Source organism: Curtobacterium sp. 1544 (genome assembly GCF_040544915.1).
In the GTDB taxonomy this organism is placed as follows: domain Bacteria; phylum Actinomycetota; class Actinomycetes; order Actinomycetales; family Microbacteriaceae; genus Curtobacterium; species Curtobacterium pusillum_C.
Genome location: NZ_JBEPKX010000020.1, coordinates 1 through 16,226 on the forward strand (window position 1 = coordinate 1; position 16,226 = coordinate 16,226).

18 protein-coding genes and 1 tRNA gene are annotated in these 16,226 nt (G+C 65.3%); 9 read left to right on the forward strand and 10 right to left on the reverse strand.

Annotated features, from left to right (window positions below):
• Nucleotides 1-157: 157 nt before the first annotated feature.
• Both ABIC61_RS12245 and ABIC61_RS12250 read right to left on the reverse strand, forming a co-directional pair.
• Nucleotides 158-340 (reverse strand): hypothetical protein, encoded by a 183-nt coding sequence (locus ABIC61_RS12245; protein WP_144756816.1) that lies wholly within the window; start codon nucleotides 338-340, stop codon nucleotides 158-160.
• Nucleotides 341-406: 66 nt separating this feature from the next.
• Entirely contained in the window at nucleotides 407-859 is a 453-nt protein-coding gene (locus ABIC61_RS12250) for an SRPBCC family protein (RefSeq protein WP_354030113.1), read from the reverse strand.
• A 73-nt stretch (nucleotides 860-932) separates the two neighbouring features.
• On the opposite strand from ABIC61_RS12250, the gene ABIC61_RS12255 reads away from it, so the two are divergent.
• Both ABIC61_RS12255 and ABIC61_RS12260 read left to right on the forward strand, forming a co-directional pair.
• Complete coding sequence (locus tag ABIC61_RS12255) at nucleotides 933-1,475, forward strand: amino-acid N-acetyltransferase (protein ID WP_079237744.1); 543 nt, start codon at nucleotides 933-935, stop codon at nucleotides 1,473-1,475.
• Between the two features lie 64 nt (nucleotides 1,476-1,539).
• Complete coding sequence (locus tag ABIC61_RS12260) at nucleotides 1,540-2,223, forward strand: hypothetical protein (protein WP_354030114.1); 684 nt, start codon at nucleotides 1,540-1,542, stop codon at nucleotides 2,221-2,223.
• A gap of 96 nt (nucleotides 2,224-2,319) precedes the next feature.
• On the opposite strand, the gene ABIC61_RS12265 is transcribed toward ABIC61_RS12260, so the two are convergent.
• Both ABIC61_RS12265 and cspE read right to left on the reverse strand, forming a co-directional pair.
• Nucleotides 2,320-3,051 (reverse strand): DUF3800 domain-containing protein, encoded by a 732-nt coding sequence (locus ABIC61_RS12265; protein ID WP_354030115.1) that lies wholly within the window; start codon nucleotides 3,049-3,051, stop codon nucleotides 2,320-2,322.
• Nucleotides 3,052-3,138: 87 nt separating this feature from the next.
• Entirely contained in the window at nucleotides 3,139-3,348 is a 210-nt protein-coding gene (gene cspE, locus ABIC61_RS12270) for a transcription antiterminator/RNA stability regulator CspE (RefSeq protein ID WP_017887662.1), read from the reverse strand.
• A gap of 303 nt (nucleotides 3,349-3,651) precedes the next feature.
• Here cspE and ABIC61_RS12275 point away from each other — a divergent pair, with 303 nt between their 5' ends.
• Entirely contained in the window at nucleotides 3,652-4,035 is a 384-nt protein-coding gene (locus tag ABIC61_RS12275) for an SseB family protein (protein ID WP_354030116.1), read from the forward strand.
• A 63-nt stretch (nucleotides 4,036-4,098) separates the two neighbouring features.
• Here the strand turns inward: ABIC61_RS12275 and radA are convergent, their stop codons facing one another.
• Both radA and ABIC61_RS12285 read right to left on the reverse strand, forming a co-directional pair.
• A complete protein-coding gene (radA, locus tag ABIC61_RS12280) occupies nucleotides 4,099-5,460 on the reverse strand; it encodes a DNA repair protein RadA (protein ID WP_354030117.1) in 1,362 nt (453 codons plus the stop codon).
• A 10-nt stretch (nucleotides 5,461-5,470) separates the two neighbouring features.
• Nucleotides 5,471-6,448, reverse strand: coding sequence for an SGNH/GDSL hydrolase family protein (locus tag ABIC61_RS12285; protein ID WP_354030118.1), 978 nt, complete (start codon nucleotides 6,446-6,448; stop codon nucleotides 5,471-5,473).
• Between the two features lie 142 nt (nucleotides 6,449-6,590).
• Between ABIC61_RS12285 and ABIC61_RS12290 the strand changes: the two genes are divergently transcribed.
• Nucleotides 6,591-6,680, forward strand: a tRNA-Ser gene (locus ABIC61_RS12290).
• 289 nt (nucleotides 6,681-6,969) lie between these two features.
• On the opposite strand, the gene ABIC61_RS12295 is transcribed toward ABIC61_RS12290, so the two are convergent.
• Both ABIC61_RS12295 and ABIC61_RS12300 read right to left on the reverse strand, forming a co-directional pair.
• Entirely contained in the window at nucleotides 6,970-8,907 is a 1,938-nt protein-coding gene (locus ABIC61_RS12295; RefSeq protein ID WP_354030119.1) for a hypothetical protein, read from the reverse strand.
• Nucleotides 8,908-8,912: 5 nt separating this feature from the next.
• A complete protein-coding gene (locus ABIC61_RS12300) occupies nucleotides 8,913-10,049 on the reverse strand; it encodes a site-specific integrase (protein WP_354030120.1) in 1,137 nt (378 codons plus the stop codon).
• Here ABIC61_RS12300 and ABIC61_RS12305 point away from each other — a divergent pair.
• Together ABIC61_RS12305 and ABIC61_RS12310 are read left to right on the forward strand one after the other, a co-directional pair.
• A complete protein-coding gene (locus tag ABIC61_RS12305; RefSeq protein WP_354030121.1) occupies nucleotides 10,048-10,467 on the forward strand; it encodes a hypothetical protein in 420 nt (139 codons plus the stop codon). The genes ABIC61_RS12300 and ABIC61_RS12305 overlap by 2 nt on opposite strands.
• Nucleotides 10,468-10,762: 295 nt before the next feature.
• Nucleotides 10,763-11,692, forward strand: coding sequence for a hypothetical protein (locus tag ABIC61_RS12310; RefSeq protein ID WP_354030122.1), 930 nt, complete (start codon nucleotides 10,763-10,765; stop codon nucleotides 11,690-11,692).
• 36 nt (nucleotides 11,693-11,728) lie between these two features.
• On the opposite strand, the gene ABIC61_RS12315 is transcribed toward ABIC61_RS12310, so the two are convergent.
• Together ABIC61_RS12315 and ABIC61_RS12320 are read right to left on the reverse strand one after the other, a co-directional pair.
• Nucleotides 11,729-11,977, reverse strand: coding sequence for a hypothetical protein (locus ABIC61_RS12315; protein WP_354030123.1), 249 nt, complete (start codon nucleotides 11,975-11,977; stop codon nucleotides 11,729-11,731).
• A gap of 162 nt (nucleotides 11,978-12,139) precedes the next feature.
• Nucleotides 12,140-12,394 carry a DUF3892 domain-containing protein gene (locus ABIC61_RS12320; protein ID WP_354030124.1) on the reverse strand — a complete coding sequence of 85 codons (255 nt, stop codon included), beginning with the start codon at nucleotides 12,392-12,394 and terminating at the stop codon, nucleotides 12,140-12,142.
• A gap of 332 nt (nucleotides 12,395-12,726) precedes the next feature.
• Here ABIC61_RS12320 and ABIC61_RS12325 point away from each other — a divergent pair, with 332 nt between their 5' ends.
• The 3 genes from ABIC61_RS12325 (at nucleotide 12,727) to ABIC61_RS12335 (ending at nucleotide 16,112) form a co-directional block, all read left to right on the forward strand.
• Nucleotides 12,727-13,491 (forward strand): hypothetical protein, encoded by a 765-nt coding sequence (locus tag ABIC61_RS12325; RefSeq protein ID WP_354030125.1) that lies wholly within the window; start codon nucleotides 12,727-12,729, stop codon nucleotides 13,489-13,491.
• Complete coding sequence (locus ABIC61_RS12330) at nucleotides 13,484-14,155, forward strand: hypothetical protein (RefSeq protein WP_354030126.1); 672 nt, start codon at nucleotides 13,484-13,486, stop codon at nucleotides 14,153-14,155. The genes ABIC61_RS12325 and ABIC61_RS12330 overlap by 8 nt, the downstream gene beginning before the upstream one ends.
• 175 nt (nucleotides 14,156-14,330) lie before the next feature.
• The gene (locus tag ABIC61_RS12335; RefSeq protein ID WP_354030127.1) at nucleotides 14,331-16,112 is read left to right on the forward strand and encodes a serine/threonine-protein kinase; all 1,782 of its coding nucleotides are present in this window, start codon (nucleotides 14,331-14,333) and stop codon (nucleotides 16,110-16,112) included.
• Nucleotides 16,113-16,226 lie beyond the last annotated feature (114 nt).

A 16,226-nucleotide genomic window follows, 5' to 3' on the forward strand; every position in this document is an offset into this window, starting at 1 on the left:
GGCCCGGGGGCTCGCCCCCCCGCCCGGCCGGCCGCCCCCCCCCCGCCCGGGGGGGGCCCGCCCCCCCCCCCCCCCCCCCCCCCCCCCCCCCCCCCGCGGGGGGGGGGGGGGGGGGCCCCCGCCCCCCCCCCGCCTCCCGTCTGTCGTGGGGTGCGTCCTAGAGCTGATCGCCCCGTTCCGCGTCACTGGCGACATCGCTGTCGGCGGTGCCGTCGGAGTCACCGGTGAGGCCGTCGGCCAGACCGTTGGTCTGGTCGAAGGCGTGCCCGATGGACTCGTCGTTGAGGTCGGCGAGGGACCCGTTGTCCTCGCGCTGTTCCGGGTCGGTGTCCTTATCCATGGTGCGGACCGTACGCCGGAGCCCCCGTGCCGTTCCCAGCACGGGGGCTCTCGTTCGTCGACCGGATCAGGCCTGGACGTCTCCGCGCCACCCGGTGTCCGTCGGAGCCGCCTCGACGCGCTCCTTGTAGTTCTGCAGGTCCTTCTTGATGGCGTGTCCACCGACGCCGACTGCTGCACCGAGCTTCTCGAGGAACCCGGACGGCTCCCAGTCGATCTGCGCGGTGACGCGGGTCTCGTCGTCGGAGAGCTTGTGGAAGGTGACGACACCGGCGTGGTCGGTCTCGCCGTCCTTGACGGTCCAGGCGACACGCTCGTCGGGGTGCTGCTCGGTGATGACGGCGCGGAACTCGCGCTCCTGGCCGGCGACCTTCACAGTCCAGTCGGTGGTCTTGTCGTCGACCTGGACGATCTTCTCGACCTCGTCGAGGAACTCGGGGAACTCCTCGAATCGGGTCCACTGGCCGTAGGCAGCTGCGACGGGGACGTTCACGTCGACGGTTTCGATGATCTGGGGCATGTCCTGGACGGTAGGCGGCGGCGCATGTGCACGGTCCAGGGAGCCGTACCCCGTGAGCACTATGGTTGGGGAGATGACTGAGCACGGGAAGCACGCGTTCCACGAACGGGACGAACACGGCATCCTCGTGCGACCGGCGCTCGCGTCCGACGTCCCGCACATCCAACGCCTCATCTCGCCGTACGTCGACCGCCGCATCCTGCTCGGCAAGGAGAACGTCGCGCTCTACGGATCGATCCAGCAGTTCCGGATCGCCGAGGGTCCCGACGGCGTGCCGATCGGCTGCGGTGCCCTCGCCGTCTTCTGGGACGACATCGCCGAGGTCCGCACGCTCGCGCTCGACGCCGACTGGATCCACAAGCGCGTCGGACACCGCATGCTCGAAGCGCTCGAGCACGACGCCCGCGAGCTCGGTGTCGCCCGCATCTTCTGCCTGACGTTCGAGGTCGAGTTCTTCACGAAGCACGGGTACCTCGAGATCGGCGAACAGGTCGTCGCACCCGACGTCTACGCCGAACTCGTGCGGTCGTCGGACGAAGGGGTCGCAGAGTTCCTCGACCTCGCCCGGGTCAAGCCGAACACGCTCGGCAACACCCGCATGCTGAAGATCCTCTGACGCTTTCGGGTGGTCTGCGGCGGGGTTCCCTCGTCGGGCTCTCGGCATTGTCTACCCTGTGCGCATGTCGTCGTTCCGTCACCCCGTCGGGCCCGAGAAGCCGGGCGTCTACTGGCGTCGCCGTGCGACCGTCATCGGGGTGCTCCTGCTCATCGTGGTCGTCGTCGTGCTGATCGTCGTCGGGCGGGGCAGCGGAGCGACCTCGGCGGAGCCGACAGCCACGGCGACCGGGGCTTCGACTCCGTCGTCGTCTTCTTCTTCTTCTTCTTCTGGGTCAGCGTCTTCGTCTGGGTCGTCGTCGCCCTTCGCTCGATCGACGCCGTCTGCTTCGTCCGCCGCCGACGGATCCACCTGCGCGAAGGACCAGATCCAGCTCACCGCCGTCGTGGACAAGACCGCGTACGGCCCCACCGAGGACCCGAAGATCGCGATGTCGATCAAGAACACCGGGTCGAACTCCTGCCACATGGACCTCGGCTCGTCGCAGCAGGTCCTCACGATCAGCTCCGGTGACGAGCAGTACTGGTCCTCCAAGGACTGCCAGACCGGCGGGACGAACCAGGACGTCACGATCAAGGCCGGGCAGACCCTGACCACGCCGGCGATCGCGTGGGACCGGACCCGTTCGTCGACCTCGACGTGCGACTCGTCGCGGCCGTCGGTGACCGGTGGGGGAGCGAGCTACCACCTGCAGGTCGGGGTGGGGAACATCGAGTCGAAGGACTCGGTGCAGTTCATCCTCAACTAGTCGCGGAGCGCCATCGGTGATATGCTGGTTAGCAAGTGGATTGGGAATGCCCGATCGGCGTCGAACCCCTGGCTCAGGCCGGGGGTTCTCGCTTTGTCACGGGTAGACCTTCAAGCCCCACCCACGCTCCGAGCCGATCGGCGACTTCGGTATGCGTTCCAAGATCTTGTCCCAGGCACGATTGGGCTGTTCGGGTCGCAGTAGATGTGTGCCGATGGGCCGAGCGACGAGGTCCGCGATCTGCAGGCCGGCGCTGTTCGTCTGCTTGCTCGCGATGGCGAATCGGAACGTCTCGGCCATCCCGCGCATCCGGGTGGTGGACAAGATGCGGTTGAACTCTTCCTCGAGCTCACGGTCTTCGGTCCGTCCCCTGCTCTCGAACACGACGACGGTCTCGCTGCGGGCGGCGCCACGATTCTGCAGCTGGAGGAAGACTCGTTCGAGACTGAACTCGAGCGCCACATGGTAGGGACTCGTGTCGCACCCCACGCGCCGGAGGAACTCGTGCTTCCGGATGGCTGATGCAACGACGCTGAACCGTTCGTCGAAGATCGCGTCGATCCGCTGCATGAACGAGGCCCGCGTCGTCGGGTTCAGCAGGATGTCGAACGGCGGAGCCGATTGCCGCATCTCGCGTTCGTGCAGCACCACCATGTCGTGGTTGAAGAAGTCGAACTTGAGCCGCTGGATCAGGGGAACGAACCGATCGATGTACAGATCGACCGGGAAGATGCAGAAGGCCAGCACGAACATCGGGTACTGCGGGTTGATGCTCGTGAGGCTGTGGTCCCCGCTCTCGTCGACGTAGACGATGTATCCACTCTGCATGATACGCCAGCATATCAGCGAGCAATCGCGGCAACGAGAACGGGCCCGTCGTCACGAGGACGACGGGCCCGTTCGAGCTGAGCGAGATCAGCCGAGGACGGTGATGTTCTCCGCCTGCGGGCCCTTGCGGCCCTCGGTGATGTCGAACTCCACCTTCTGGTTCTCCTCAAGCGACTTGTAGCCGTTGCCAGCGATCGCGGAGAAGTGAGCGAAGACGTCAGCGGAGCCGTCGTCCGGGGCGATGAAGCCGAAGCCCTTTTCGTTGTTGAACCACTTGACGGTGCCGGTCGATGCCATGATGGCGTTCCTTACTTTCTTGCCAGTCGACATCTGCTGTCGACTGCCTTGCGATGCGGTATTCGCTACCGCCGATCCACCGACGGATGTCGTCAGATCGATGCGCCCCGCGGGCATTGGGCCGGCGGAACGGGTTCGGGGCCAGGCGGCCGGGGAAGGCCAGTGACCGATGGCGCTCGAGGTGCATGACACCGGAAGAACGATGGACTCCCGCCGAAGCGGTTGGTATCAATGTACCCTCTCCTGGCCACAAGGGAAGAGCCGAAGTCGCTGAACTGCCATGAATCTGGTGGACTAGGGGCGATGGCAGACAAGGAACAGCGCTTCCGGAGCGAACAGCTCGAGGAAGCCCTCGCGAAGCAGGACGTCGCCGCGGTGGCGTTCGCCCTCCGCAACGACATCGTGATCGTCCCCCGGCTCGTGACCGGCAAGAAGGACATGCAGGTCCGGGTGTTCGGTCGCGAGGGCTCCGACAAGCGCATCCTGCTGCTGTTCTCGTCGGCGGACGCCTACGCGGCGATGGTGCCCGACGAGAAGATCCGGCAGGTCATGGTCTACGACGGACCGCGGCTGGAGGAGTTCCTCGCCGCGCACCTCGAGTCGCTCGAGGGTGTGTTCTTCGACATCGCCGGACCGCACACGATGCAGGCCACCCCCGAGGACTTGCTCGCCGCACTCCGCGCCTGAGCGATTCGCGCTGTGCGCGGTCGCACGGCGCGTCGCGATCGCGCACGCCGTCGGGACGGGCGGTCAGAACGCGCGATCGAGCTCGCGTTCGCGCTCGTTGTTCGCCAGTGAGAACGCGACGCGCAGGGCTTCTCGCAGGTGCTGTGCATCGGACCCGAGGACGGTCGTGAAACCGAGCCGGGCTGCTTCGCTCGCACGCTGCTTCGTGCCGGTCGTGGGACGGATCTCGCCGGCGAGGCTGATCTCGCCCACGGCCGCGAGGGTGTGCGGGTACGGCCGGTCACGGGCCGCGCTCGCCAGCGCCAGGGCGATCGCGAGGTCCGCGCCGGGTTCGGTGAGCTTCATGCCCCCGACCGTCGACACGTAGACGTCGGCGTCGGACAGCTTCAGGCCGGCACGACGCTCGAGCACCGCGAGCAGCATGGCCACGCGCGACGCGTCGACACCGTTCACGACCCGGCGCGGCTGTGGGGCCGAACTCGGCACGACGAGCGCCTGCACCTCGACCGGGAGCGCCCGACGCCCCTCGAGCGCGACGGTCACGCACGTGCCGGACACCGGAGCGCCGTTCTTCGACATGAACAGGCCGCTCGGGTCGGGGACCTCGTGGATGCCGTCGCCGGCCATGTCGAAGCAGCCGACCTCGTCCGTGGGGCCGAAGCGGTTCTTCAAGGCCCGGACGAACCGGAGCGCCGTCTGTCGGTCGCCCTCGAAGTGGCAGACGACGTCGACGAGGTGCTCGAGCAGGCGAGGGCCGGCGATCGTGCCGTCCTTCGTGACGTGCCCGACGATGAGGACGGGGAGCGCCCGGTCCTTCGCGACCCGGATCAGGGTCGAAGCCACCTCGCGCACCTGGGACGTGCCGCCGGCGATGCCGTCGATCGAACTCGACGAGATCGTCTGCACGGAGTCGGCGATGAGCAGGTCGGGGCGCACCTGGTCGATCTGGCCCAGGATGACGCCGAGGTCGACCTCGCTCGCCAGGAACAGGTCGTCGTGCATGGCCCCGGTCCGCTCTGCCCGAAGGCGCACCTGGTCGACGGATTCCTCGGCGCTGACGTACAGGACACGCTTGCCGGTCGCCGCTGCGCGCGAGGCGACCTCGAGCAGGAGGGTGGACTTGCCGACACCCGGTTCGCCGGAGAGCAGGACGGCGGCACCCGGGACGACGCCACCGCCGAGCACGCGGTCGAACTCGCCGATCCCCGTCCGCCAACGCTGGACCGTCGTCCCGCGGGACTCGGTGATGGGACGAGCGACGCGGTTGCCGGCGACGGCCACGGCGGCCGTGCCACGCGTACTGGCCGTCGCCGCGGAGGAGTCCTCAACGGTGCCCCAGGCCTGGCACTCGCCGCAGCGGCCGACCCACTTGATGCTGGTCCAGCCACACTCCGTGCAGCGGTAGAGAGATTGAGGGCGGGCCATGCTCGTCAGGCTAGGCCGTGCCGCCGACATGACCGGACTGGCCGTCCGGACTGTCGTCGCGGGCACCCGGGATCGGGACCGAACCCGTCACGCGCTGCCGGAGTCGGTCGATCCGTCCCGGCCGGTCAGCGTGGTCGAGTGCCTCCGCGCCCTCGACGTCCTGCTCCGCCCGCGCCGTGGCCACTGCCCCGGCACCCGCCCCGAGGTCCTCGGCCTCGCGCGCGGAGAGGTAGTGGCGGATCGCGGCCACCACGTCGACCCGGGCGTCGATCGCCGGCTCGAACGCACTCGCCCAGATCTCGTAGCCGCGGTCGTTCGGGTGGAACAGGTCGCCGTAACTGTTGAAGAACGTCCGGCGGAGCCCGACCCGCTTCGTGATCGTGTGCAACGGTGCCACGGTCAACCCGAGTTCGTCGGCCACCCGGTGCACGATCTCATTCGCCACCGCGACCTTGCGCTCCCGGTCCGGCACGAACATGCACGGCAGCTCGGCCACGATCGCGTGGGACGGCACCGCACCGTAGATCTCGCGGATGTTCCGCTCGAACTTGTCCGGGTGGAAGTCGGCGATGTCGTTCGCGCCGATCGACACCGTGCAGATGTCGGGCACGTAGTTCCGGAGCTTCGGCAGCTGGTCCTTCCGGGCGCCCCACGTCGTCGACCCGGACACGCTGAGGTTCACGACGCGGACCGACGTACGGGAACGGTGCCGGATCCGCCGAGCGAGCAGGCCGACGTACCCGCGGTGCGGTTCGGTCGCACCGACGCCCTGAGCCGCCGAGTCGCCGATCGCGAGGTACGTGATCTGCCCCTCGTGCTGCAGGCGCTCGCGCCACCAGTCGGCATGGACAGGGAGCATGTCCACGACGCGTCGGGCGGCGGCGCGTTGCCCGCGGACGCCCGCCCGTGCGCCGAAGGCGGCACCGCCCATGACGACCAGTCCGCCGACGATCGACGACAGCAGCGCGATCAGGGTCCGGGATCTCATGGGGTGGACGTTACGCGGCGATCTTCGGGACGTGACGAGTCCCTGCTGAGCTGTGGACGAGGGTTCGGAGCCAGCCACCTGTGGAGGGGGAGCGGGCCGGCGGTGGTGCGCCGCGCCTCCCGGATCGTGTAAACTCTTCCCCGGTACCGTGTCCGAGCGGCCGAAGGATCATGTCTCGAAAACATGTGTGGGGGCAACTCCACCGTGGGTTCAAATCCCACCGGTACCGCCAGCGGGTTGATTGCAGGTCTGGTCTCCAGCATTTGCAGGTCTGAACCAACAGAAGAGCCCCCGGCTTCGGCCGGGGGCTCTTCTGGTTCTCAGGGGCTGATCGGGGCTTGGTTTCGGCGCCAGCCGATGGATCCGCGCCGGTCGACACGCTCGGTGGGGCGCGTTCCTCCTGTTTCCGGGCGCGCCGAAGCACCCCGGACGCTTCCGCCCTTATTTCGGGCGCGATGGAGCGTTGGGGTGTGCGGGTGTGTTGTTTGGTTCTGCCGACGTTGCCGGTGCGGGTCAGCCCGCTATGCAGGCACTGGCGGTAGCTCTAACGGTTCCCACGGCACCAGTTTCCGGGGTGGCGGGTTCCGCATGTACCGGGTTTCGCGGTTGCGGTCGCGGGCGCGCTTGAGGTATTCGTCGGGCTGCTTTCGCGGCTGCGGTGCGCGGCCTGCTGCCGCTCGTCGTTCCAGTTCGTAGACGTCGTGTTCGTACTGGATGATGCGTCGCATGTTCGATGCGACGGCGAAGAGAGCGAGCGCGAATTGCCGCGCGGCGAGGCCGTGCATGGGTCGGGCCATCGTGTTCTCGAGGTTGTGGTCCTTCTGCAGCAGGTCGTTGGAGGATTCGCTGCTGTTTCGGTCGGCTCGGTACGTGTCGAACCATTCCTTGCTGCCGTAACGGAGCTTCTGCCGCTGCTGCACATGGGTCGTCGGCTTCACCGATACCGACTTCTGGCCGCAGACCTTGTAGTCCTTCTGCCTGTCGGTGATGTTCTCCTCGTAGATGTGAACGCGGTCGGCTTCCTCGTCGGGCACTGCACCCTTCATCAGCTCGCGGAGCGGGCACGACGCTGTCGGCGACGGCCCCGACGCAGGGCAGGAGAGGCGGAGCGTGCCGTTGGCTTTCTGCTCGTGGAGGATGAGTTCGTACTTCTCGAGCTTCTTCCGCTTGGCCCAGTACTCCTCGTTGGTGAGCTTGCCCTGCTCCCAGTTCTTCGTCGACTCGAGCAGGTCGATGGGAGTCGACGGGCAGTAGTAGCGGCCTTCAACCATGATGGAGTTGCCGATGGCGCCGTTGGTGATGCCCTTCTGCCGGTCGACGTAGTCCTTCACCACGGGGATGCCACGAGCGACGAGCTGCTCGTGGAACTCGTCTTTGAGTTGCGAGTAGCCGCGGTCGAAGCTCAACCGTGTCAGTTCGTAGCCGCGCGCTTGCAGCGAGTCGAGGAGCGAAATGGCGTGACCGCCGATGCGCTTGTTCGGGGTGCCGAGGCTGATGGCCCGGATGAGTTGCGGTGCGTAGAGCTTCTTGTCCGCGTTGGGGTCTTCGAGGACGTCGATGATGATGTTCGCCATGTACCCGAGCTCCCACTTGATGCGGGAGATGCGTTCCTCTTCGTCGGCGTTGCGCTTCTTCGCGCCCTTCTTCTTCGTCACCCAGTCGGCCTCCATCGCGCGGACGCGGCGGGCCTCCGGCTCGTTGGTCGTCGGGTTGAGAGCGTTCTTCTGCGGGACTTCCTTGCCCGTCTTCGGGTCCCGCTTCCATCGGGCGAGGACCGCTCCGGCCTTCACGCCGCTCTGGTCGATGGTCATCGCGGTCTTCCGCCGCCGATACTTCCGCGCCTGCTGCTGCAACGACATCTCCACGAGCGCGTTCATGAACCACTCGGCGCGGGCGTTCAGTTCCGCGACGAACTCCTGGTCGACGGCGGCTTCCCATGCGATGCGGTCCTCGTAGGACATCGCCTTCCACTGATTCCGTTCCGCCCCGTCGTTGGTGATGTAGGGGTCGAACGTGGCGATGACGCGGTGGATGGCGCGGTGCGCGATGAAGTACCAGTTGGTGAACGGGTTGTCGTAGAGGTGACCGATGCCGAGCACCTCTCGGGCCTCAGGGGTGAGCCGGTGCTGCAGCGCACGTGCCATGTCCTGCACGCGGACCGACGAATGCTCGATGACGAGGATGAGCGCGATGGTGAGGATGACCGCGTCATTGATGGCCGGCGCCGGGCCCCCGTTGCGCTTTCCGGCACGTTCACGGTTCCGGCGTCTCCATACGCCGAGGGGCGGCAGGACCTGGGACTGGATGACACGGTCAAGCCATGCCTGCGCCAGGTCGCCGTCGATGGGAGTCATCGGGCCGGGACCCGCCTTGACCTCAGCCTGGGTGAGTCCGCCCTCTCCGACTGTGCGGAGCACGTCGAACGTCGTGGCGACAGTGTTGTCCCACGTGTTCGCCAAGCCGGTCATCGCTTTCCGCCCCGCGCAGACCGGCGCGCTTCTGCGAGGAGCCCTTCCCGGATGGCGGCGAACATCAGGTCACTCGTGTCGAAGGTGCCCTCAGCGGTGGCTTCCTCTGCCCGCGCCGGGCGCTGCGCGATTCCCGGTGGCAGGGCCTCGTACCGAGACGTCTTTCGCGAGCGCTTGGGCGACCAGTCGCCTTCGAGAGCTTCGATGCGCCGAGGCTCGCGCCCCGCCTTATGTACGGGCCGGCCTCCGTGGCCTTCCGGCGGCTCCGTCGAAGCGGCACGCTCGAACGGAGCCGCCGGGGTGCCGACGGGAATCGCAGTGTTGTCAGCTGTCAATGGCTGCTCGCCACGCCTGAACGTAACCGCAAGGGTCCCGGCAGGGACGGCGGTGCTGTCCGACGTGAGCGCCTGTTCGTGGGTGTCGACTCTCCTGGGTCGCCGCGCGTACTTGCCGTGGTCCTGGTCACGCGGGCGGCGTCGACCTTGCGGACGAGGCGGGTAAGTCGTGCTGTCCGACTCGGCCGCGTCATCCACGGCGGAGCCCATGGGCGCGCCGTTTGGCTTCACGGCACTCGATGTGGCCTCGACGCGAGCTCTCTCGTGCACGGCACGCCAGCTGGGTCCGTCGGACGCGATGATGTCGTCGCTGGTGGTGTTCACGACTGGTCTGTATGCGGCGGGATTGCGGACAGCCCCGTGCCACTGCTCGAAGTTGAGGTGGGCAGCGTCGAAATAGCGTCGGAAGCGGATGACGTCCGATGTGCCGACTGCTTGCATGATGATGCTGAGCGGGAGCGTGCGAACGAGCTGGAGCAGCCAGGTGTCGCGGAGCCACTGTGGGTTCGGCGCCGGGTGTGGGCCGCGGTAGAGAGTTCGGAGCGTCGTTTCGCGTCCTCGCGGTGTCTGCCCGGGGAAGAGGACATGTTCGCCGTCGATGAAGTGGGTGTTGGGCTCGTCGAGGTAGCGCTCCCAGTCGGCGTGGACCGGGATGATTCGGGCACGGCGGCCGACCACTCGTACGGTGTATCCCTCAGTGCTGTGGTGGATGTCGGCGCCGCGAACCCCGAGTGCCTCGGTCATGGCGAGGCCAGCGCCTCCCATGAGTGCGAGTGTGACGTACGCGTAGAGCACCATGACCGACAGATTCTTCACAATCACCGAATCTCACCGCACCCGTTTTGGGACGCGATCCGTTGCGGATCTGCGCGGCGACGCCGTCGCATCAACCGGACCGTCCTCTCTGTGGCTCGCTGAACTCGCCGAGCAGCTCGACCGAGCGAACCTCACGTGGCTGCGAGACGCGCCCGCCGGGTGGGGGTGGACGATCGCCGTGCCCGACGACGCCGAACAGCCGGAACCGATCTGGCGGAAGAAGCACGGCAACCGGCCGACAAGACTTCTCCGTGTCCTGCGCGAGGCAACCGGCGCGGCGTGGACAGACGCTGCCGCTGCCAGGATCGCTGACCTCGGAGAAGCGTTGGAACGTGACGGCTTCACGCATCTCAACAGCGCACCCGCCGACTGGTACTGGGTGCCGGGAGGTCGATCGTAAACGCACGCGGCAGTCAGTAGAATTGCCGAGTGCGCGTCGCGTATGGAGAATCGGCGCTATCACGTACCGTCGCGCTATGGGCACAAAAGCCAGTGGGGGAGGACGTTACCTCGGGCAGATCGGGTGCTGCGGAAGCTCTGAAGCCAGATCGCGATAGCACGTAGACCAAGAGAGGCACGTCGACACCATGAGTGAATCAAGAAGCTACGAGGAGCGACTGCACGCACATCTTCAACAAAATACTATGCAGGACACGCTCGTCCGCGCGGGTGCCTTCCTTACAATTTATGAACTGGTGACGACAAGCATCGTCGAGATCGTTGCATCCTTCCACGAACACGGGTGGTCCGAATCGGGTCCGACGTACACGCTCGAATACCAACAACGGTTCCTCCGGCGCGGGCAAAACCGCGTGAAGGAGTCAATCTCATGGTTGATCGACGAAGATGTGCTCGAGGACTCCGACCAGAAAACGATGGCGGAAGTCCGAGAGTATCGGAACTCACTTGCGCATGAACTGGCGAAAGCTCTGATCGACCCAGACGCTCCGGCAAAGCCATACCTCATCGTCCGCCTCTACGAACTCATGCGCAAGGTCGAGCGATTCCAAGCGTCACTTCACCTCGACGCAAATGCAGAGTTCGACAACCGTGAAGTCGACCCAGATGACGTGCACACCGGCGTACGCATCGTCAGCGACCTCGTCATGCAGCTCATCATGCCTGCGCCCGGCGCCCATCTGTTCGCCCTCGACGATCGGACGCGCCGACAGTCGATTGTTGTCACGAGCGAGGAGCAGCCGCCCGTCTACGCAACACCAGACGCCCTCGAGACAGCCGTGGCAGAGCTGCCGGAAACCCCTCACGCGCCCGAAGGCGTCGCATCGTTGCTACAGCTCAGCCGACGACTGCTCGTCATGTCGTCTGTGGAGTACGAGTTCGCGGCGCTCGGTGCAGAGAAAGCCTTGCAGGCAGTGGAAACGACGCTCCGACACGTGCTCAACGCGAACCCGAGGCAGTCTTACAGCGAGCTCATCGAACGCTACCTGGCCACGCATCCAGACGGCCCCCTCGATACCGACATGCTGAACAGCGGGCGGCGACTACGAAACGTCGCCGCGCACCCCAAAAACGCTGCGGCAATGCCGATCGTGCTCATGATGCAGTCCGTTCGCACGAGCCACGAAATCGTCAATGAGCTCCTTCGAAACCCCACAGAACGGTGACCCGCCGGCGCGCGCCAGGCGTGCACCAGATTGCGCTTACACGACCGCCACCACCGGTACGACCCACGTCCCGGCCTCGTCCCGCCAGCCGCCGTCCACCGGGCGGACGCGCCAGCCGGCGAGGTGCGTGGTCACCTTCAACTCCTCGTCTGGTCGGCGAGGGTCCCCACCGAAACCGACGAGGTCGCCGAACTTGTCGCCGGCGCCGGCCGCGTCGGGGTCTAGGCGCAGGCGCCAGATGCGGATGTGGCGCTCGTAGGTGATGCGGGCAAGGCGGACGGGCATGGTTACCTCCTGGTCTGAGGGCGTCATGGTGACGCGACAACGTGGACTATCGGCCGCGATCGAAGCGACTGGGCAAAGCCGAAGCGAAGGGGTCGAAGTTCGGTGCCGCCACCAAGCGTCGGCGAGATGCCGCCACGACTTCGTGGCGGCATCTCTGGGTCATCAGAACGGCGGGAGGCTGTCGAGGTTGTTCTTCGTGGTGGTGTCCGCTGTGGTCTTCAGGAACCTGCGGCCGCCGGCCGTGCTTCGGACGACGACGTCGGCTCGTTGCGGGCACATCACGTAGAACCTGTTCGTTCCCGACTCAATCGACGACACAACCTGGGCGACCGTCCACTTCCAGGTGCCGGAAACGCCCACGTAGCTGAGGTCCCCGTCACGGTCCTTCTCGACGTTCTTGATCACCGAGTCCGCCATGTTCTTCTCCCTTGAAGCTCGAGCGGCCATCGCCCGCAGCAGACATGAGAGTACGTCAGGCCCCCGACAGGGGATCGACGTCCGCCGGCGCCCGCGATCTCGAGCCACCCGATCATCGCGCGCAGCATGGTGCTTAGGCTTGAGGCATGACGGACCCACGGGCGTACTCGGCTGGCACCCGAGCTGGACTTTTCGCCCTCGGCAGCGGGACGTGTTACTACCCGAATTGTGCTCGGCCGGCGGTGGAGATGGTGGGGTCGGAGCCCGAGGTTGCGGTGCAGATCGCGCACATTCGTGGTGCGTCGCCTGGCTCGGCGCGCTACGACGCTGGGATGACCGACTCTGACCGGGCAAGCTTCCCGAACCTGATTCTGCTCTGCACCCCGCACCACAACGTTGTCGATCGCAGACATCCGGAAGACTATCCCGCCGAGGTTCTCAGACAGTGGAAGACCGCCCATGAGGGCGCGGCAGGGGTTCCCGCATTGCCGATCAGCGAAAGCACCCTTCTCGACGCCATCCGCGACGCAGCCGAGCACACCAAGCCTCACCGTGAAGCAACCCTCGAGCTTCAGGCAGCGCTAGACACCCCCGTGGGGCCGATCGGCGGACCCTTCCAAGCAATCGCGCAGATGCGCGCATCGCCGGACCTAGAGCGTGCGGCACGTCTCCTCGTGACAACTGTCCGCAACACTGGCGGGCTACCCATCTCTGTTGAAGCGGTCGACCTGCACTTCGCGCTCACTGTGACAGCAGGTCAGACCGAACCGGGTGACATCGTCATGCTGGGTAGGAACGACATCCCCAATTTGAACCCTGTCCTCCCGCACCGACTACCTCTCGGTGAAGCCATGCATTGGTACCTCAGCGAAGAAACGATCGCCGCCCTTCCCGACGGGATCCAACGGGCGGGCGCAGAAGCGAATATCAGCCACATTTTCGCCAGGGCTCGCCTCGCCACCGGCGAGACCGTCGACTCGGACGACGTCCCCTGGGAGGACGTTGCTGCGGCCGGGTTCCCGGTTCATGGATCAGCAACCTACCGAGATCGTGGGGACGCACCCACCAACGAACCTCACAATGACGCTCATGGATGAGTCACCCGAAGCGCGTCGTGCTCGCGTCGCCGCCTGGTCGTACGAGACGGAGGCGGTCGCGTCCCTGCTGACCGGCGCCCATGGATCTCTCCGCGCGCCAACTGCCGACATGGTGATGCTCTGGCCGTTCCTCGTCTCCGCCTCCGCCGCTGTCGAGAAGCTCCTGAAACTCGCTGCGCTTTCGATGGCTGACCTTGAGCCAGCAGCGGTCAAGGGTCATGCCACCAGCGCAATCGACGACGCCATCTGGGCGCACGCGCATCGCGTCCCGCTCCCCGGCATCGCGAAGCACGCCGTCGCGCAGCAGCAACAGAACGAGCACTGGCAAGCACTTCGCGAAATGCTTGAGGGGTACGCTCTGGGGCGCCGCTTCAACTACCTTGACGAAATCCGAGGCGCACCACAGCACCGCCCGTCACCCATGCACATGTGGAACGACTTTGAGAACGCCGTCGTTAACACGTCGCCCGAATTAGTAGCGGCACGTGGTCGGTTCGCAAACGGGGAAGATGACGGAACGGTCTTCAACGCCGTACGGCGATCTGCAGTGGGCGAGGTACTCCACACCTGGACGCATGCGGTGCTCAGCCTTGGTCAGGGTGGGCTCCTCGGGCGCGAAGCAGGTATCTGGTTCGGGCAAGTACGCCTAGGGCTTCGCCGCTGAGCGTCGTTCGAGCGCGTGTGTATCCGTAGCTAACGGAGACCTAGCTTCGGCCCCGCGCTTGACCGGTTCTAGAAGGCTGGCAGCGGTCGATCACGTCCTCAGCTTGATTGGGGCGACAAAGCACGCCTTGCCCCCGCGGACACCGAAATGCCTTGCAACCCGATAGCGTGAGGCCATGGCAACCCGCGTACCGTCCATCGACGGTGTGACCTGGACCGATGCGCGTCATTTGCAGAATGGTGGCAACTCGCACGTGTACGAGGTGCGGTCGTCCGTGGATGGGCGTTTCTATGCAATGAAGCAGATTAGGGCGCGCGGAGGTGATCGAGATGCGCGCTTTGAGCGCGAAATTAACTTCGGCAAGCGCGCTGAGCATTCAAACGTTATCAAGATTCATGGCTCAACAAAGGACGATGGGTTCTACTACTACGTGATGGACCTCTTCCCGGCCAGTCTTCGTGACGTCATCGATACCGAGCATGACCCCGAAGTCCTTATCGGGTACCTCGTGCAGCTGTTCCAAGCTGTCGAATACGTTCACGGCGAAGGTGTAGTTCACCGCGATATCAAGCCGCAAAATATTCTCGTAGATCCGGAAGCGCAGCACCTCGTGCTCGCAGACTTTGGTATAGCTCACTTCAAAGACTCAACGCTGACAAAGCAGAACAGCATGCTCGCGAACCGGAATTACCTCGCGCCCGAGCAGATGCAAGGACGCGACGCGCGCGACGTGGACGCCTCTGCTGACATCTTTGCGCTCGGGCTGCTCGTCAACGAGACGTTCACCAAACAGCATGCGCGAGGGGGCGAGTATCACCGCATTGCGGACGTTCAGCCGTCCTTGACGGACCTCGATGAACTTGTCGACCAGATGACGTATCAGGATCCCAACCGCCGCATCGGGATCCGAGCCGCGACGGACTGGCTTGAGCTCATTCGTCTGGACAACGGAACGGATGACGTTCTCGCCAACCTCCGGGAAGCCGGGGACTACGAGGCCGAGTTGCCCGCCGACGCGGAAGCGATACTCGAGCAAGCGGCACGAGACATTGTCGCAGCTCAATACGTGTTCGAACGCACGTCAGAGAGACAGCTCAGCCGATACAACTGCAACTACCACTGCGAAGTCGCGTACTCGGTGAGTGAGGAATTGTTCAACACGTGCTTGCAGTTCGAAATCTTGAACCTGTGCAAAACTAAGTTCGATTACGAGACGGCTACCGAGCTTGACGCTGAGGTCAGAGCGGCTGGATACGCGACTGCCACGCCAGAGCAGATCAGCGCGTTGGGGAAAATTCTCCGAACCTTTCCCATGCCCCACGGGTCGAGATGGTCGTGGCTGCCGCGCCGGAGCGCTCACTACTTCAAATTCTGCAAGGATTACCACTCTAAGGAACTGCTGCAGCGCATTCAGAGTCTCGTCCCAAACGCGGAGGAGGGGAACCGTGGAGCGTTGGCAGAGGGCATCGTCGGGGCCCCGATTTTTTGGCTCACGCAGAAGCTTCGCAGCTACCTCAACCTTGACGGCGGCAGCCTCAGCGAAGATGAACTGCGGCACATACAGTTCGATCTGAATGTCACAATCGACTGGGCTTCCACGGACTTCACCGACACCGAGCGACGGCGCATCGGCGGCCGGCTCTTCGATGATCAGTCGACCCCAGCGTCTGTCAAGGACGTACTCGACGAACTGGCAACCGTCTGGAACGCCTCATATGCTGCGCTCGACGGTCGACGGTACGCGGTGTTCTTCCGCTCCGACGCTGACTACGAACGCTTCGCAAAGCACGCCCGTGGACTCGCAGAACCGCACTCCGTTTTCGAGGGGGACGTTCTCGATGTACTTCGTCCAACCGCCGCTAGTGGAGAAATCACCGAACTTCGATGGGATGAAGGCTTCGATACAGCAGTGACGGCGGCGAAGATTGTAGGGCTTCGCCCCGTCGTTGCGCCTTGATAGAGCGTCGGGCGCCGGGCGCAGCCGCTGCAGCCCGCGGGCTCTGAAGAGCTCCAGCTTCAAAAGGTCCGACCGTCAGCTCCTCTCGCTTCGCAACAACTGATGGGGGTAGAA

Coding starts and splice junctions, on each gene's coding strand:
- ABIC61_RS12245 (WP_144756816.1), bottom strand. CDS start 340: ATGGATAAGGACACCGACCCGGAACAGCGCGAGGACAACGGGTCCCTC.
- ABIC61_RS12250 (WP_354030113.1), bottom strand. CDS start 859: ATGCCCCAGATCATCGAAACCGTCGACGTGAACGTCCCCGTCGCAGCT.
- ABIC61_RS12255 (WP_079237744.1), top strand. CDS start 933: ATGACTGAGCACGGGAAGCACGCGTTCCACGAACGGGACGAACACGGC.
- ABIC61_RS12260 (WP_354030114.1), top strand. CDS start 1,540: ATGTCGTCGTTCCGTCACCCCGTCGGGCCCGAGAAGCCGGGCGTCTAC.
- ABIC61_RS12265 (WP_354030115.1), bottom strand. CDS start 3,051: ATGCAGAGTGGATACATCGTCTACGTCGACGAGAGCGGGGACCACAGC.
- cspE (WP_017887662.1), bottom strand. CDS start 3,348: ATGGCATCGACCGGCACCGTCAAGTGGTTCAACAACGAAAAGGGCTTC.
- ABIC61_RS12275 (WP_354030116.1), top strand. CDS start 3,652: ATGGCAGACAAGGAACAGCGCTTCCGGAGCGAACAGCTCGAGGAAGCC.
- radA (WP_354030117.1), bottom strand. CDS start 5,460: ATGGCCCGCCCTCAATCTCTCTACCGCTGCACGGAGTGTGGCTGGACC.
- ABIC61_RS12285 (WP_354030118.1), bottom strand. CDS start 6,448: ATGAGATCCCGGACCCTGATCGCGCTGCTGTCGTCGATCGTCGGCGGA.
- ABIC61_RS12305 (WP_354030121.1), top strand. CDS start 10,048: ATGACCGACAGATTCTTCACAATCACCGAATCTCACCGCACCCGTTTT.
- ABIC61_RS12300 (WP_354030120.1), bottom strand. CDS start 10,049: ATGGTGCTCTACGCGTACGTCACACTCGCACTCATGGGAGGCGCTGGC.
- ABIC61_RS12315 (WP_354030123.1), bottom strand. CDS start 11,977: ATGCCCGTCCGCCTTGCCCGCATCACCTACGAGCGCCACATCCGCATC.
- ABIC61_RS12320 (WP_354030124.1), bottom strand. CDS start 12,394: ATGGCGGACTCGGTGATCAAGAACGTCGAGAAGGACCGTGACGGGGAC.
- ABIC61_RS12325 (WP_354030125.1), top strand. CDS start 12,727: ATGACCGACTCTGACCGGGCAAGCTTCCCGAACCTGATTCTGCTCTGC.
- ABIC61_RS12330 (WP_354030126.1), top strand. CDS start 13,484: ATGGATGAGTCACCCGAAGCGCGTCGTGCTCGCGTCGCCGCCTGGTCG.
- ABIC61_RS12335 (WP_354030127.1), top strand. CDS start 14,331: ATGGCAACCCGCGTACCGTCCATCGACGGTGTGACCTGGACCGATGCG.